15 protein-coding genes are annotated in these 14,267 nt (G+C 66.7%); 3 read left to right on the plus strand and 12 right to left on the minus strand.

All coding sequences use genetic code 11. The features are described 5' to 3' along the window. Positions 1–20: 20 nt before the first annotated feature. Positions 21–629 (minus strand): YceI family protein, encoded by a 609-nt coding sequence (locus GWK63_RS06665; RefSeq protein WP_007398248.1) that lies wholly within the window; start codon positions 627–629, stop codon positions 21–23. Between the two features lie 15 nt (positions 630–644). Further along, entirely contained in the window at positions 645–908 is a 264-nt protein-coding gene (locus GWK63_RS06670; RefSeq protein ID WP_050800633.1) for a class III extradiol ring-cleavage dioxygenase family protein, read from the minus strand. Positions 909–961: 53 nt separating this feature from the next. Here GWK63_RS06670 and GWK63_RS06675 point away from each other — a divergent pair, with 53 nt between their 5' ends. After that, a complete protein-coding gene (locus tag GWK63_RS06675; protein WP_157998288.1) occupies positions 962–1,123 on the plus strand; it encodes a hypothetical protein in 162 nt (53 codons plus the stop codon). Positions 1,124–1,333: 210 nt separating this feature from the next. Here GWK63_RS06675 and GWK63_RS06680 read toward each other — a convergent pair whose 3' ends face one another. Next, a complete protein-coding gene (locus GWK63_RS06680) occupies positions 1,334–3,247 on the minus strand; it encodes an N-acyl-D-amino-acid deacylase family protein (protein WP_007398250.1) in 1,914 nt (637 codons plus the stop codon). 246 nt (positions 3,248–3,493) lie between these two features. On the opposite strand from GWK63_RS06680, the gene panS reads away from it, so the two are divergent. Beyond that, positions 3,494–4,414, plus strand: coding sequence for a ketopantoate/pantoate/pantothenate transporter PanS (gene panS, locus GWK63_RS06685; protein ID WP_039998837.1), 921 nt, complete (start codon positions 3,494–3,496; stop codon positions 4,412–4,414). 30 nt (positions 4,415–4,444) lie between these two features. Here panS and GWK63_RS06690 read toward each other — a convergent pair whose 3' ends face one another. Then, positions 4,445–4,633 carry a hypothetical protein gene (locus GWK63_RS06690; protein WP_007398252.1) on the minus strand — a complete coding sequence of 63 codons (189 nt, stop codon included), beginning with the start codon at positions 4,631–4,633 and terminating at the stop codon, positions 4,445–4,447. A 150-nt stretch (positions 4,634–4,783) separates the two neighbouring features. On the opposite strand from GWK63_RS06690, the gene GWK63_RS06695 reads away from it, so the two are divergent. Continuing rightward, positions 4,784–5,791 (plus strand): LLM class flavin-dependent oxidoreductase, encoded by a 1,008-nt coding sequence (locus tag GWK63_RS06695; protein WP_007398253.1) that lies wholly within the window; start codon positions 4,784–4,786, stop codon positions 5,789–5,791. 146 nt (positions 5,792–5,937) lie between these two features. On the opposite strand, the gene GWK63_RS06700 is transcribed toward GWK63_RS06695, so the two are convergent. The 8 genes from GWK63_RS06700 to GWK63_RS06735 all read right to left on the minus strand — a co-directional run bounded on the left by GWK63_RS06700 (position 5,938) and on the right by GWK63_RS06735 (position 13,853). Beyond that, entirely contained in the window at positions 5,938–6,342 is a 405-nt protein-coding gene (locus GWK63_RS06700) for a hypothetical protein (protein WP_007398254.1), read from the minus strand. 32 nt (positions 6,343–6,374) lie between these two features. Next, complete coding sequence (locus tag GWK63_RS06705) at positions 6,375–7,298, minus strand: 2-hydroxyacid dehydrogenase (RefSeq protein WP_007398255.1); 924 nt, start codon at positions 7,296–7,298, stop codon at positions 6,375–6,377. 27 nt (positions 7,299–7,325) lie between these two features. Continuing rightward, positions 7,326–8,087 carry a 2-keto-4-pentenoate hydratase gene (locus GWK63_RS06710; RefSeq protein WP_007398256.1) on the minus strand — a complete coding sequence of 254 codons (762 nt, stop codon included), beginning with the start codon at positions 8,085–8,087 and terminating at the stop codon, positions 7,326–7,328. Between the two features lie 101 nt (positions 8,088–8,188). Further along, positions 8,189–9,166: an ABC transporter ATP-binding protein gene (locus GWK63_RS06715; RefSeq protein WP_007398257.1), complete on the minus strand. Its 978-nt coding sequence runs from the start codon at positions 9,164–9,166 to the stop codon at positions 8,189–8,191. Beyond that, the gene (locus GWK63_RS06720; RefSeq protein ID WP_034927840.1) at positions 9,163–10,185 is read right to left on the minus strand and encodes an ABC transporter ATP-binding protein; all 1,023 of its coding nucleotides are present in this window, start codon (positions 10,183–10,185) and stop codon (positions 9,163–9,165) included. Before GWK63_RS06720 ends, GWK63_RS06715 begins: the two co-directional genes overlap by 4 nt. Continuing rightward, the gene (locus tag GWK63_RS06725) at positions 10,175–11,149 is read right to left on the minus strand and encodes an ABC transporter permease (RefSeq protein ID WP_007398259.1); all 975 of its coding nucleotides are present in this window, start codon (positions 11,147–11,149) and stop codon (positions 10,175–10,177) included. Before GWK63_RS06725 ends, GWK63_RS06720 begins: the two co-directional genes overlap by 11 nt. Beyond that, on the minus strand, positions 11,146–12,150 hold the full coding sequence (locus tag GWK63_RS06730) for an ABC transporter permease (protein WP_007398260.1): 1,005 nt from the start codon (positions 12,148–12,150) through the stop codon (positions 11,146–11,148). Before GWK63_RS06730 ends, GWK63_RS06725 begins: the two co-directional genes overlap by 4 nt. 2 nt (positions 12,151–12,152) lie before the next feature. After that, entirely contained in the window at positions 12,153–13,853 is a 1,701-nt protein-coding gene (locus tag GWK63_RS06735; RefSeq protein ID WP_039998840.1) for a glycoside hydrolase family 32 protein, read from the minus strand. Positions 13,854–14,267 lie beyond the last annotated feature (414 nt).

Consider the following 14,267-nt stretch of genomic DNA (forward strand, 5'->3'; position numbering starts at 1 on the left):
AACGCCGCGCGTGCCGGGCCTCAGTCCTGCCGTTCAAATGCGGCGGCGATGGTCAGCGTTGTTTCATCGCCCACCATGGGCAGGTAGGTCCTGATCCCGAAATCACTGCGGTTGATGGCGGCCGTGGCCTCGAATCCCACGGTCCTGGCCTTGTCCAGCGGGTTGATCCCCGCGCCGACAAAACGGGCATGCAGCACTACCGGCCGGGTTATGCCATGCAGCGTCAGGTCCCCGATAATGGCCGCGTTGTCCGTTCCGGCGGGGACGATCCGGGTGGCGGTGAAGGTGGCGGTGGGGTAGCGGGCGGTATCGAACCACGCGCTGCCTTTCAGTTCCCCGGTCAGCCTGTCGCTGGTGGTCAGGATGCTGGTCACCGGCACGCTGACATGCAGCGTGGATGCGGCGGGATGGGCGGGATCAAGCCGCAATGTGCCGCTCACCCCTGAAAACAGGCCGGTATAATTTGTAAATCCCATATGCAGCAGGGAAAAGGCGATCTGGGTATGGGCGGGTTCCACCCGGTAGAGGCCGGGCTGCACGTCCGGTGCCGCAGGGGCCGCCCATGTGGCGGCACACGGGCCGGTCGCCCCAAGGATGGCCAGGGTGCAGAGGGACAGATGTTTTTTCATGCGGATAGTGTTCCTTTATCGGATGGTGCTGGCGTGCCGATTCTGCCCCATGAAGTGATGCAGGTTATGATAGGTCATGTCCGTCCCCACGATCAGGATATTGTGTGTCCGCAGGGGCCTGGCGGGTCCCCCCGATGCGCGGTTCCCGCGCGCCATCCCGGTCACGCTGCGACGGGGGGGCGTAACGGGCCTGCCCGCCCGGGCAACGGCGGGCATGAACGGGATGAACACGCCATGGTCCAGCCCGGGCGCTGGGGCTTGCGCATCGGGAATCTCCACTGCATCCAGCGGTTGGCGGAGCTGTGCCGCCAGGGCGGGAAGCCGGGGGCGGGATGGCGTTGCCGGTCGATAGGGGCAGCAAAACCATGATGGTCATGGCGCAGCGCGGGGTGGGGGCGGATGGCGCGGTGGGCACGCCGGTTTCCCGATGCCCCGATACGACGGCACTTCGGTCGGCCCGGCGGGCAGGATGGCGGCTACCCTCGCGCGGGTAGGTGGCCCCATGTGGTCCCGCGTGCCGGGCCAGTCCATGAAGAAGCACGCGCCGCTCCCATGGTGCAGGAACACGACCGTCTGGCCCGCAGGGGAGCGGGACGGGTAGGTATATGGACAAGGATGTATAACGAACAAAGGAAATTCCTGACCCTCGCTTTTCCCAAAAAGCGTCAGCCGGGATATTCCATGTCCGGCGGCCCGTTCCGGAATCAGGGCACGCGGGCGCTTCCCTGCCGGTATGCCCGTTCAAGGGGATGGTCCCTTGCCCGCATGACCCGGCCACAGGCTTCCCGTCCAAAACGGGCGGCATAGCCATTTTCCGTCCATACGGTCCTGCCGCGCACCATCACATGGCGTACGACCCCTGTGGGCCGGTTGATCACCTGCCTGCATCCGAACTGCGCGCGATAGGTGAAGGCATAGGTCTCCTCCGGGTTCCAGGCGTGCAGGGCAAGGGGGTCGATCACGCACAGATCCGCCTGCGCGCCCACCTTTATGGTCCCGGCATCAAGGTTGAAGAAGGCGGCAGGCAGGCCGGTCAGCCGGTGCACGGCGCTGGCCACCATGTTCATGCCATCGGCCTGCTGCGCGATCCTGAGAAAGCGCAGGTTGCCATCGTAAAACCCGATATTGGCCAGATGGGCGCCGCTGTCGTTGAAGCCGGGCAGGGTCTGGGGGCTGAACAGCAGTTTTTCAAGGATGGCGGGATTGCGGTTGGCAAAGGTCGTCTCCCACCGCAGGTCCGTATCCCACTGGCGCAGCAGGTGCACGATGAAGCTGGCATCGTCGCCCACAGGGTCGGGAAAGGTTGCAAAAAACCGTGCTTCCGCCGGGTCACTGGCGCCATGCTGGCCATGGGTTTTTTGCCAGCGGCGCAGGCGGTCATAAGGGGCCTGCAGGCTGTGGCCGTTCCATCGCGGCAGCGGGCATTCGGCCACGATCATGTCGCCCAGGCTGCGGGTCAGGACCGTCTCCTCCTGCCGGAGCAGGCGGCGCAGCCGCGCCAGCGACCAGCCAGATTTGCCCTGCATCCACATCCTGCGGAAGGCGGCAATCCATTCCGGATCGTCCATGATGCGCGCGCGGCCTTCGCGGTCATCCAGTTCGCATTCATTCAGGGCACGCAGTTCGGGGATTTCGTCGGCAAGGGGATTGATCGCCCCGTCACTCCAGACCCGGAACGGGGCGGAAAGCACCTGAAAGCGGAACATCCCCCCAAGCAGCCGCGAATTGAGGATGGACGACAGCAGCAGGCACAGCCCCACGGCCATCCGGTTGGTCTGCAGGTCAAGCGCGGCCAGCACCGTTGTCCTGAGCGGGCGGCCAAACAGCCGCCCGCTGGTCAGAAGGAAGGTGCGCACGGCTTCAATAATGTCATCCTTGGGCGGCGTGGCCTGCCACACCCGGCCGTAGCGGCGCACCACGCCGGTCAGCTGCTTCAGTTCCCGGTAGCCTGCGTACTGCGTGGGAATCCTGCGCTTCTTGTGCGGGTCATTCGCCAGGAAGTGGAAGGGCAGGGCATCGGTTGAAAAACCGGCATAACCCTGTGCCATGGCCGCATCCAGCAGCCGTTCCATGCGCCCGCGTTCACGCCTTGTGGGTGCGCGGCCTATCGACTGGTGCAGGCCCATCACCTCGATGCGGAGCATGGAATGCGGCACGAGCGGGACGACATTCGCCCCCAGCGCCAGGGTGCCCAGATGGTCCAGATACCCCTGAGAATCGGTCCATGTGCAGCTATCGGCCACCCTGGCCAGCACGGGCTTGGGCATGTTTTCCACACGGGCGAAGCAGTCCACGATCGGGTCCTCGCCATCGCGGCGCTGGTTGCCGTAGGTCACGCCGATCGAACAGTTGCCGATCACCACCGTGGTCGTGCCGTGGCGCACCACTTCGGGCAGTTCGGGCGCCAGTTCCAGTTCAAGGTCCAGATGGGTATGGATGTCCAGCAGCCCGGGCATGAGCCACAGGCCCGTGCAGTCCACCTCCGTCGTATCCGCTTCCACATCCAGTGCCGGACCGATGGCTGAAATCCTGTCACCGGATACGGCAACGTCCGAAATGACGGGGGCGCATCCCGTTCCGTCAAACAGGATGGCGTTTCGGTAGACGGTATCGGGCACACGGGCCTCCGTACTGGAATGGCGGAACAGGCGGGGCGGGAAGGACGTGGCCCGTTGGCGGCGCACGCGGCACGGCCCCACCATGCATATAACATCAGGGCGTGGCGGTGGTTCCGCCGCGAGGGGCTGCGCATGGGTAAAACCCCGCCGCGCGGTTTGATGCCGGGCGCGCCGTCTGTTAAGCCTGCGCCCCTGCATGCGGGAGAAGACAATGATGGGACGGACATCACGCGACCGGGCAGGGCCATGGCGGTCCTGACACGGCTTTTCCCGCTATGGGCGGTTGTGGTCTCGCTTGTGGCCGTGCTGCGGCCGGCACCCTTCGTGGCGCTGACGCCGGCCATTACCCCGCTGCTGGCCTTCATCATGTTTACCATGGGGGTGACGCTGGGCGTGGGGGATTTCATGCGCATTGCCCGCCGCCCGGCCCCGGTGCTGGCCGGGGTGGCGCTGCATTATCTGGTCATGCCGCTGGCGGCATGGGCCGTGGCGCGCATGCTGCACATGCCCCCCATGATTGCGACCGGCATGGTGCTGGTGGGCTGCGTGTCCAGCGGCACGGCCTCCAATGTCATGATCTATCTCTCACGCGGGGACGTGGCGCTGTCGGTCAGCATCAGCATGCTCTCCACCCTGGCCGGTATCGTGCTGACCCCGCTTCTGACGCGGTTCTATGTCTCAGCCGGGGTCAGTGTGGATGGCTGGGGCCTGTTTGGCAGCATTGTGGAGATCGTGGCGCTGCCGGTCATGGGCGGGGTGGTGGTCAATACCACCTGCGCCGGGCTGGTGCGCAGGGTCGAGCCGGTGCTGCCGCTGGTGGCAATGGTGTCGATCATGACCATTATCGGCAGCATCGTGGCGGGGGCGGCCCCGTCGCTTGCCACGATCGGGCCGCTGGTGCTGGTGGGTGTCGTGCTGCATAACGCGATCGGGCTTCTGGGCGGCTACTGGGGCGGCCGCCTGCTGGGCTTTGACGAGGCGGTGTGCCGCACCCTGGCGCTGGAAGTGGGCATGCAGAATTCGGGCCTGGCGGCCACGCTGGGGCGGCTTTATTTCTCACCGCTCGCGGCCCTGCCGGGTGCGGTGTTTTCAGTGTGGCACAACATATCGGGTTCCGCGCTGGCCGCACTGTGGGCGGGGCGCCCGCCACGCAGCGGGGATGCCTGACTGCGCGGGCATCCCCGCCGCGCCGCGCGGTCAGGGCGTGGGGGCCGTGCCGGGGGGATAGAACAGCAGGAACAAGACGATGATGATCAGCAGGACAGGCAGCAGGCCCAGCCCGTTGAAACCCGTGCCGCGTGGTCCGCCATACCAGCCGGAGCGGAATCCGTAGCCCCCGCTGCCAATGGCGAAGATGAGCAGGATGATGATGAGAAGCGTCAGCATGGGAAAACTCCACAAGATGCCTGCGTCCCCAACGTGGCCCGTCCATCAGGGTTGCCCGTGTTCCGCCCCGGCCACCCGGTACGGGCTGGATTTCATGCCCGTGCTACCCATATGCCCCGATACCGCCTGTCTGTTGCCCGAGGTACGCCGGTGATCCCGTTTTCCGTTCTTGACCTGTCCCTCATCACACGCGGCCATGGCCCGGCAGATGCGTTCCGCAATACGCTCGATCTTGCCCGGCTGGCGGACAGCCTGGGCTGCGCACGTTACTGGCTGGCTGAACATCATGGCATGCCGGGCATTGCCTCGGCGGCCACCGGCATCCTGATCGGGCAGGTGGCGGCGGCGACGCGCCATATCCGCGTCGGGGCGGGCGGGATCATGCTGCCCAACCATTCCCCGCTGGTCATAGCCGAGCAGTTCGGCACGCTTGAATGCCTGTTTCCCGGCCGCATAGACCTTGGTCTTGGCCGCGCACCGGGGTCGGACCAGCGTACGGCCCGCGCCCTGCGGCGTGACCCGCATGCGCCCGAACGCTTTGCCCAGGATGTGGAGGAACTGCTGCATTATTTTGAACCGGCGGCCGACGACACCCCCCATATGGTCCGGGCCATTCCTGGTGCGGGCCTGCGGGTGCCGGTCTGGCTGCTGGGGTCATCGCTGTTTTCCGCCATGCTGGCGGCACGGCTGGGCCTGCCCTATGCCTTTGCCTCCCATTTCGCGCCCGCACAGATGGCGGATGCGATCAGCCTCTATCGTGAGCGCTTCATCCCGTCCGAACGCTGCCCCCGGCCGCATGTCATGCTGGGTGTGAACATGATTGTGGCTGACGATGCGGCGCAGGCGGCGCATCTGGCCACGTCCCTGCAACAGTATTTTATCGCGCTCCGGCGCGGGCAGCCCATCGCCTTTCCGCCGCCGGTGGCCGATGCCACGGGTCTGTGGCCGGAAGCCGGGCAGGCCATGCCGGACCCGCTGGCCTGCACGTTTGTCGGGTCACCCGGTACGGTCGCGCCACAACTTGATGCGTTCATGCGCCGCTACCGGCCCGATGAACTGCTGCTTGCGCTGCCGGTCCATGACCATGCGCTGCGGCGGCGCGCGCTTGAACTGGCCATGGCCCTCAGGCCGGGCGCGGACAGGCCCGCTCCGGGCTGAAGCGTATCATTCCTGACCGTGCGGGCCGGTGGGGGCGCAGGCCGCCATCGTGTCCGGTGCGTTTCCGTGCCGGTCCTGTCCCGGATACGCGCAGGCACGGGTGGCATCGTACCTTATCGGCAGGCTTCCGGAACGATTATCAGGCGTCAGTCATATTCGACGGGCGAGCCGTGTGTTTCATCTTCCTTCAGCATGCTGGAATCAATGCGCGACAATGTGCGTTCCGGCGCAAGCCAGCCGGGTATCGTGTTGACCTGTTCGTACCTGTCCAGCACCATCAGCACGCCATCCAGGTCAAAGGTCGCGACACCATCCGCGCCGGTTGCCATGGGGCAGTACAGCAGCAGCCCGTGGGTCAGGTATTCATCGGTGTCGATATGCAGCCACAGGTCCGGCTGGGTGGCGGCGGGGTTGGCGCGCACGCGGCCCATGCGCTCCCATATGCCGCGCAGCCCCTCGATTTCCTTGAAGTCCATCACAATGTTGTACTGCCGGTGCGTCAGGATGATCGTCTCTACCGCATCGGCGCGAAGGGGGACGTGGGGAGCCATGTGGTCCTTTCCTGTTCGGGGAATGGTCCGTGCTAGACGACGGGTGTCGGCAGTGGCCTGCCAGCAAAATGGGCGGCAAGATTGTCCACCACCAGGTTACCCATGGCCAGCCGGGTCTCTATCGTGGCGCTGGCGCGGTGGGACTGCAGCACGGTGCGTGGCGAGTCGCGCAGCGCCTGTGGCACGTCGGGTTCATGGGCGAAGACATCCAGCCCGGCACCCGCCAGCGTGCCCTGTGCCAGCGCCGTGACAAGGGCGTCCTCATCCACGACCGAGCCGCGCGCGATGTTGACCAGGAAGCCGTTGGGTCCCAGCGCCGCCAGTACTGCCGCGTTGACCAGATGCCGCGACCCCGCCCCGCCCGAGGCGGCAACGACAAGTATTTCACTCTGCCGCGCAAGCGCCACCACATCGGGTACGAAGCCATAGCCGGGCAGGTTGTGGTCATGCAGCGCGGTGTAGGACACCGTCATCCCGAACGCGGTGGCCCGTGTGGCGATCGCGCGCCCGATATGCCCCATGCCCACAAGCCCCAGCTTCCGGCCCGATACCGTATGGCCCAGCGGCGGGGCAGGCGTGTGGCCCCATGCGCCCGCACGCACGTAACGGTCCCCCGCCGTGATGCCGCGCATCAGGTCCAGCAGCAGGCCCAGTGCCATGTCCGCCACGTCATTGGTCAGGATGCCGGGCGTGGTGGTGACACGGATGTGGCGCCTGCGCGCCTCGGCCAGGTCAACGGCATCGGTGCCAATGCCGTTGATGGCAATGATTTCCAGCGCGGGCAGGCCGGCCATCAGGGCCGGGGGCACGCCGGTCCCGCCGCCGGTGGCGATGGCGCGTATCCGCGCGGCCACATCGCCCGGCAGCGTGGCGTCACGATGCAGGGTATAGGCGGCTTCAAGCCTGCGCTCGATTTCGGGCAGCATGGGTTCGAGCAGAAGGAGGTCGGGTTTCATGTCCGTATTGTCCCTGCTGGTATGCCGTCAGGCCAGATGGGCCGTGACCTGGCCAATATTGGGAAAGCGGGCTTCCGCATCGGTGCCATGGGCGACAAAGACCGTGCCCGTGGCCGAGCCGGTGGTGACAAGGCAGCCCGCCCCGATCCCGATGCCCCGCCGGGCGGCATGGTTGGCCAGCCAGACCAGCAGCCGCAGCGGGTCGCCCGCCGCGTTGCCGCCCGTGTGGTCGGCCACCACCCTGCCGTCAATGCTCAGCACGACCCGTTCGGCCACCGGGTTGACTGCCTGCCACGCCGTCTGGCCGGGACCGACGATCAGTGCCCCATGGCTCTGCTGGTCGGCCAGATGCAGCAGATGGTGCTGGGAGGCCGGTTTTTCAAAACGGGTATCCACAATCTCGATCACGGGATGGATCGTGCCGATCGCCGCCAGCACTTCCGCGCGCGCATAGGCCCGGGGCCGGGCGGGCAGGGCGCGGGCGAAGCGGTAGCCGATCTCGCCTTCCACACCCAGATGGCGGCACAGCCCATGCGGCACCGTGGCCCCCGTCCCGAACACCGTGCCCGCATGGATGGGGGCGGCGGCGGGTTCGGCTTCAGGCCCGCTGGCCCCCACCTTCCAGCCCACGATGGGGCCAAGGCCGCGTCCCACCGCGTCCTGCACCGCATAGGCCGCAGTCTCGGTTGCGGGAACAAGGGCCGGGTCAACCGTGGCGGGTGGCGGCATCTCTCCCGCCCGGATCGCGCGGAACAGGTCGGTCAGGGCAGGGCTGGGTGACGTGGGCATGAAGCAGTGTTTCCCGCTGGCAGGTCTGGTCCGCACGTTGCCATACCTCTGGCCTTTAAGCCATGCCGGGCGCACAGGCGTGCTTCACCTTCACGCGGGGTTTACGGGCCGGGCGGAAGGGGGAAGTGGCAGGCAACGGCATGGCCGGGGCGCAGGGTGTGTAGCGCCGGCTCTTCTTGCGCGCAGCGCGCCTGTGCCTGCGGGCAGCGCGCGTGGAAGCGGCAGCCCGTGCGCGGGGCGGTGGGGCTGGGGGCATCGCCCCGTAGCACTGGCGCGTGCGGGTGGCCCACCACCGCCCGCGGCACGGCAGCGGTCAGGGCGGCGGTATAGGGATGGGCGGGATGGTGCAGTACGCCGTCCGTCTCCCCCAGTTCCACAATCGCACCCAGATACATGACCGCCACCCGGCTGGAAATCTGCCGTACCACCGCCAGGTCGTGGGCGATGAACACATAGGTCAGCCCCAGTTCGCGCCGCAGGTCGGCAAACAGGTTGACGATCTGCGCCTGCACCGACACATCCAGCGCCGAAACCGGCTCATCCGCCACCACCAGCCGGGGTGTAAGGGCCAGTGCGCGGGCAATGTTGATGCGCTGGCGCTGCCCGCCGGAGAATTCGTGCGGATACCGTTCCAGCGCCTGCACGGGCAGGCCGACCAGATCCATCAGTTCGGACAGCCGGGCGGCAATGACCGACGCCGGTCGCCTGCGGCCATCCGGGGCGGGGTGGACGCGCAACGGCTCGGCCAGCAGGTCGCCGATGCGGCGGCGGGGGTTGAGTGCGGCACTGGAATCCTGGAACACCATCTGCATGAGCGGCCGCAGCGCGCGCAGCCTGCGCTCGGGCAGGGTGGTGATGTCGCGGCCTTCAAACAGGATCTGCCCCGATGAGGGATCGGCCAGCCGCAGCATGCACCGCCCCAGCGTGGACTTGCCACAGCCGGATTCCCCCACCAGCCCCAGCGTCTCGCCGGGAAGGACACGAAGGGAAAGCCCGTCCACCGCCCGCAGCACGCGCCCGCGCGGCAGGCGGTAGGTCTTGCGCAGGTCGCGCAGTTCCAGCAGCGGGGTGAGCGTCATGCGGTGCATTCCGTCATCGGCCCGCGTGGGGGCAGGGGGGTGCCTTCGGCGGGCAGGACACAGGCCGCCTGCTGGCCGGGGCCAATGGGCACCGGCGGCGGCGGGGCGGGCAGGCAGGTTTCATGCGCATGGCCGCAGCGCGGGGCGAAGGCGCAGCCGGCGGGGCGGTCGGCCGGCTGTGGCGGTATTCCGTCTATGGCGGGCAGGCGGTCGGGGCGCGGGCCGTATAGCGGTGGAATGGCATCCAGCAATGCGGCTGTGTAAGGGTGGCCGGGCCGGTCGAACACGGCTTCGGTCGGACCCGTTTCGGCCATGCGCCCGGAATAGAGCACGAGCGTGCGCGCGCAGGTCTGGGCCACCACCCCCATGTCATGCGTGATCAGCAGGATGGAGGCGCCATGCGTGCCGCGCAGCCTGCGCAGAAGCTCCAGTATCTGTGCCTGCACGGTCACGTCCAGCGCGGTTGTCGGCTCATCGGCGATCAGCAGCGCGGGACTGCAGGAAAGCGCCATGGCAATCATCGCGCGCTGGCGCAGCCCGCCCGAAAGCTGGTGGGGGTAGCGCTGCGCCATGTGGGCGGGGTCGGGCACGCCCATGTCGGCCAGCAGCTTGACGGTGCGGGCACGCGCGGCGTGGCGGGAGAGCTTTTCATGGGCGCGGATCTGTTCATCGATCTGCCAGCCTATGGTGTAGACGGGGGTGAAGGCCGTCATCGGGTCCTGGAAGATCATGGCGATGTCCCGCCCGCGCAGGCGGCGCAACTGCCGTTGCGGCATGCCCACCAGTTCGCGCCCCCGGAACAGGGCGGACCCCGTCACCCGCACGCCGGGGCTGTCGATCAGTCCCATCAGCGCCATGGCCGTGACCGACTTGCCCGAGCCGGATTCCCCCACCAGCCCCACGATCTCGCCCGCATGCAGGTCAAGGGAGACATGTTCCACAATCGGGACCATGCGGCCCCGCGCGGGAAAGCTGACGCACAGGTCACGCACGGCCAGAAGCGGCGGGTCAGCGGGCATCACGCACCCTCGGGTCCAGGAACAGGTAGACAACATCCACCACCGCATTGGCCAGCACCACGAAAATGGCGGAATACATGACCGTTGCCATGATCACCGGCAGGTCGAGCATGGTCAGGGCACGATAGGTCAGCCTGCCCACGCCGGGCAGGCCGAACACCACTTCGGTCAGCAGCGCGCCGCCACCGGCAAGCTGGGCAAAATCCAGCCCGAACAGCGAGACGAACGTGACCATGGACGTGCGCAGCCCGTGGCGCAGCAGCACGCGCATGGGTGAAAGCCCCTTGGCGCGCGCGGTGCGCATGAAGTCCTCGCCCGCCAGCGCCACCAGGTCGTGGCGGAGCACGCGGCTGTAGATGCCAATGAACATGACCGCCAGCACCACCCATGGAATGACCAGCGCCCTGAACCATCCCAGCGGGTCCTGCGCAAGGGGCACGTAGCCCAGCCCCGGTACCCAGGAGAACAGCCAGGTGTCATGATAGCGGCTCTGGGTTAAAAGGTTGGCCACCTGTCCCAGCCAGAACACGGGTATGGAAATGCCCACCAGCCCCAGCATCATAAGTCCCCGGTCCACCCATGTATCCTTCCTGGCCGCCGCCAGCGTGCCCATAAAGATGGAAACCGTGACCCATAGCACCGCCGCCCCGCATACAAGGGATGCGGTAACCGGGGCTGCCTGCATGATTTCGGGCACCACGGCCTGCCCCCGGTTGGCGTAGGAGGCAAGGTCACGGGTGATGAACAGCTTCTTCATCATGATGGCGTACTGTACCGGTAGCGGGCGGTCGAAGCCGTATTCGTGGCGCACTTTCTCCATCACCTGCGGGGCCGCGTTGCGCCCGGCAATGCGGGCGGTGGGGTCGGCGCCGGGGGTGGCGAAAAACACGCCGAACACCAGGACGGACACGCCAAACAGCACCAGAACCGTCTGGCCCGTCCGTCGCAGCAGGGCGGCCATCATGATGCCCGCCGCCCGCTGTCGCGCACATCCAGCGCGTCACGCAGCCCATCACCCAGTATGTTGAGCGCAAGCACCACGATCACGATGGCAAGCCCCGGGGCAATCGCCACCATGGGGCGGGTGTAGATCAGGCCCTCTCCATCCTGGATGATGGTGCCCCATGAAGCCTGCGGTGCCTGCACCCCCAGCGAGAGGAAGGACAGGGCGCTTTCCGCCAGCAGCGCCAGCGCCATGACCAGCGGGCCAAGCATGACCAGCGTGGTGGCAAGGTTGGGCAGGATGTCGCGCAGCATGATCCGCCATACCGGCACGCCCAGCCCGCGCGCCGCGGTCACGAATTCCGCCTGGCGCAGCGCCAGCACCCGCCCGCGTATGGGGCGGGCGGCATAGGGCACGTAGACAAGGGCGATGATGAAGACCGGGATCAGCAGGCTGTCCGCATGCAGCACGAACGGTCCCAGCCGCACGCTCTGGCTGACCATGACGATGGAAAGCGAAATGGCGAAAAGATAGACCGGAACCGCCCACATGATATCCATGAGCCGGGAGAGGAGCGTATCCACCACCCCGCCCAGGAAACCGGCGGCAATGCCCGCCACGCCCGCCAGCAGCAGGCACAGTAACGCCGCCCCCGCCGCGATGAGCAGCGAGTTGCGCCCGCCATAAAGCAGCCGGGCCGCCACGTCACGGCCCTGGCTGTCAGCCCCCAGCAGGTAGGCCGCCCGCCATGTCGGCCCGATGGGGCTCAGGCCAAGGTGCAGCGGGTTGTCATTGGGCTGCATGATGTCCACTTCACGCCCGTCCAGCATGATGGTGCCCGCCACGTTGGAAGCGAACGGGTCGGTATGCGCCACGTCATGCGCGTAAAGCGGGGCGAGGAGGGAGGCCAGCGCCATCAGCGCCAGCACCCCCAGCGCCACCATGGCCGGAATGTTGCGCGCAAGGGCCCCTGCTGCCTGCCGCCATGGCCCGGGTGCTGCCCGATGGGGGGACAGGGGCATGGTCAGGGTGCCATCGTATCGCGCGGCATGGTCCTGCGCAGCGTGTGCAGGGTCAGGCTGCCGATCGTGGCCCCCGCGCCGCTGGCTTCCAGCCGCAGGAATTCAAGCGCGCTGGCGGGGAAGATCAGTGCGGTGCCCACCGCAAGCCCGCCATTGGCAAAGATTTCCAGCGTGCAGGCGTCCAGCACGATGCGGATCTCGCAATGCCGGTCATCGGGGTCGAGCACGGTGGAAAACTGGCCGGTGAAGAACGGCTGGGCAAAGCCCGCAAGACCGCTGCGGTCCAGCCAGAGCTGGCCGGAAAACGCATCGAAACCGATGGTCAGCCTCTCGCCCCCCTCGTTACCGAAGGTGATGATGAAGCGCCCTGTGCGCCCCCCGTCACCCGGTGGCAGGCCATGGGGGCGTTCATCCACGGTCACACTCATGCACAGGTCCACCGCCTGGCCCGGTGGCAGGGCCACCTCGCGCTGCGCGCCCGCGGCAAGCCTGCCGGCGGGGAAGGGGATGGCCACGTCACGCAGGCTGTCCAGCCCGCGCGGGGTCTGGGCCAGCCGCAGCCTGCCGGCAAAATCGCGCTTCAGCACCATGGCGCGCGGCAGGGTCATGACGCCGCGCCAGCTCTGGGTGGGCAGTTCCTGCGCATACTGCCAGTTGCCCAGCCAGGCGATGGACACCGCCTCCGCCCCCGGCATGTTGCTGTAGACCTGCAGGGCATACGCGTCCTTGGCGAAGTCGGTCAGGCCGATCACGGTATCATCGGGAATGAAGAGCGTGCCGTCGAACTGGCCTACGAAATACTGCGTGATGCTGCCCCCCGACGGGCCGCCGGGATTGACCGAGACGAACAGCACCCAGCGCGTGCCCCCGCCCGCGACCGGCATTTCGATCAGGTTGGGGCATTCATAATCCACCCCAAACAGGCCGGATGGGCCAAAATCGCTCAGGTGCACCCAGTGCACCAGGTCGATGGAGGCATGGAACGCAATCTGGTGCAGCCGTGACTTCGCCACCACCATGATCCACCGCCCGCTCGGTCCGTGAAAGCACACCTGCGGGTCACGGAAGGAATTGCTGCCGATATCAAGTACCGGGTTACGGGCATATTCGCGGAAGGTCTGGCCGTTATCGGCGCTGGTGGCCAGGTACTGTGCCTGGGCATGCGGGCCTGCGCGGGTATAAAGTGCGACCATGCCGCCCTGTCCGGTCCCGAACAGGCCCGTCGTGTTGTGGAAATCCATTACCGCGCAGCCGGTATAGGCCTCGCCCGCTTCGGTTTCACCAAGTGCCATGGGCTGGTCGGTCCAGTGCAGCAGGTCGGGGCTGGTGGCATGCCCCCAGTGCACATGGCCCGCATAGGGGGCGAAAGGATTGTACTGATAATACAGGTGGTAGCGCGTGCCATCAAAGACCAGCCCGTTGGGGTCGTTCATGAAGCCGGTGACGGGGGTGAAATGGATCATGGGCCGGAAGGACCGGTCGGCCCGCGTTTTCATTACGGGACGGGACACACCCCCCGGCTGGCCAGGCGGGAAGGGATGTGACGTATCTGGTTCCGCCGTGCCGGCCCGGCGGGCTGCCTGCGGTGACAGCGGGGGGGCGGGCGTGGACAGGCGCGCGCCGTCATCCGCGCCTGCGTGCCCGGGGGCGGCAGGGGGAAGTGTGGCGCGGTGGCTGAAGCGGGGGCTGGATACGTCCGTCATGGTGCCCAGACTATACCGATGCACAGGCGCGACCAAATGGTTTTGCCCCGGCTGCCCGGTGCGGGGCATGGGCTGGCGGGAAAGGTTTCATTAAAAACAGATTCATTAATATAAAGTAATTATAAATAATAAGTACATTAATGAAGCTTATTTTAAATATTAATCATACATACTTTGTAAAAAACATGTATCTGTCATTCCAGGCAGGTGCCGCGTGAATCCACGCCGGCCCGCCCTGTACCGACCCTGCCGGAGTGCGCTGTCATGTCTTGCCCCATCAGTACGGAGCCTGTGCCATAAGGCCCATGGCCAGCCCCGCTGGCCGCCCCGCGCCAACAGATACAATAAAAAACCGCGTGCATGCTTACTGCTGGCCCCACGGCCATGGCAGGCGGTGGTTTTTACAATACAGGG

Source organism: Komagataeibacter rhaeticus (assembly GCF_011611525.1).
Taxonomy (GTDB): Bacteria; Pseudomonadota; Alphaproteobacteria; order Acetobacterales; family Acetobacteraceae; genus Komagataeibacter; species Komagataeibacter rhaeticus.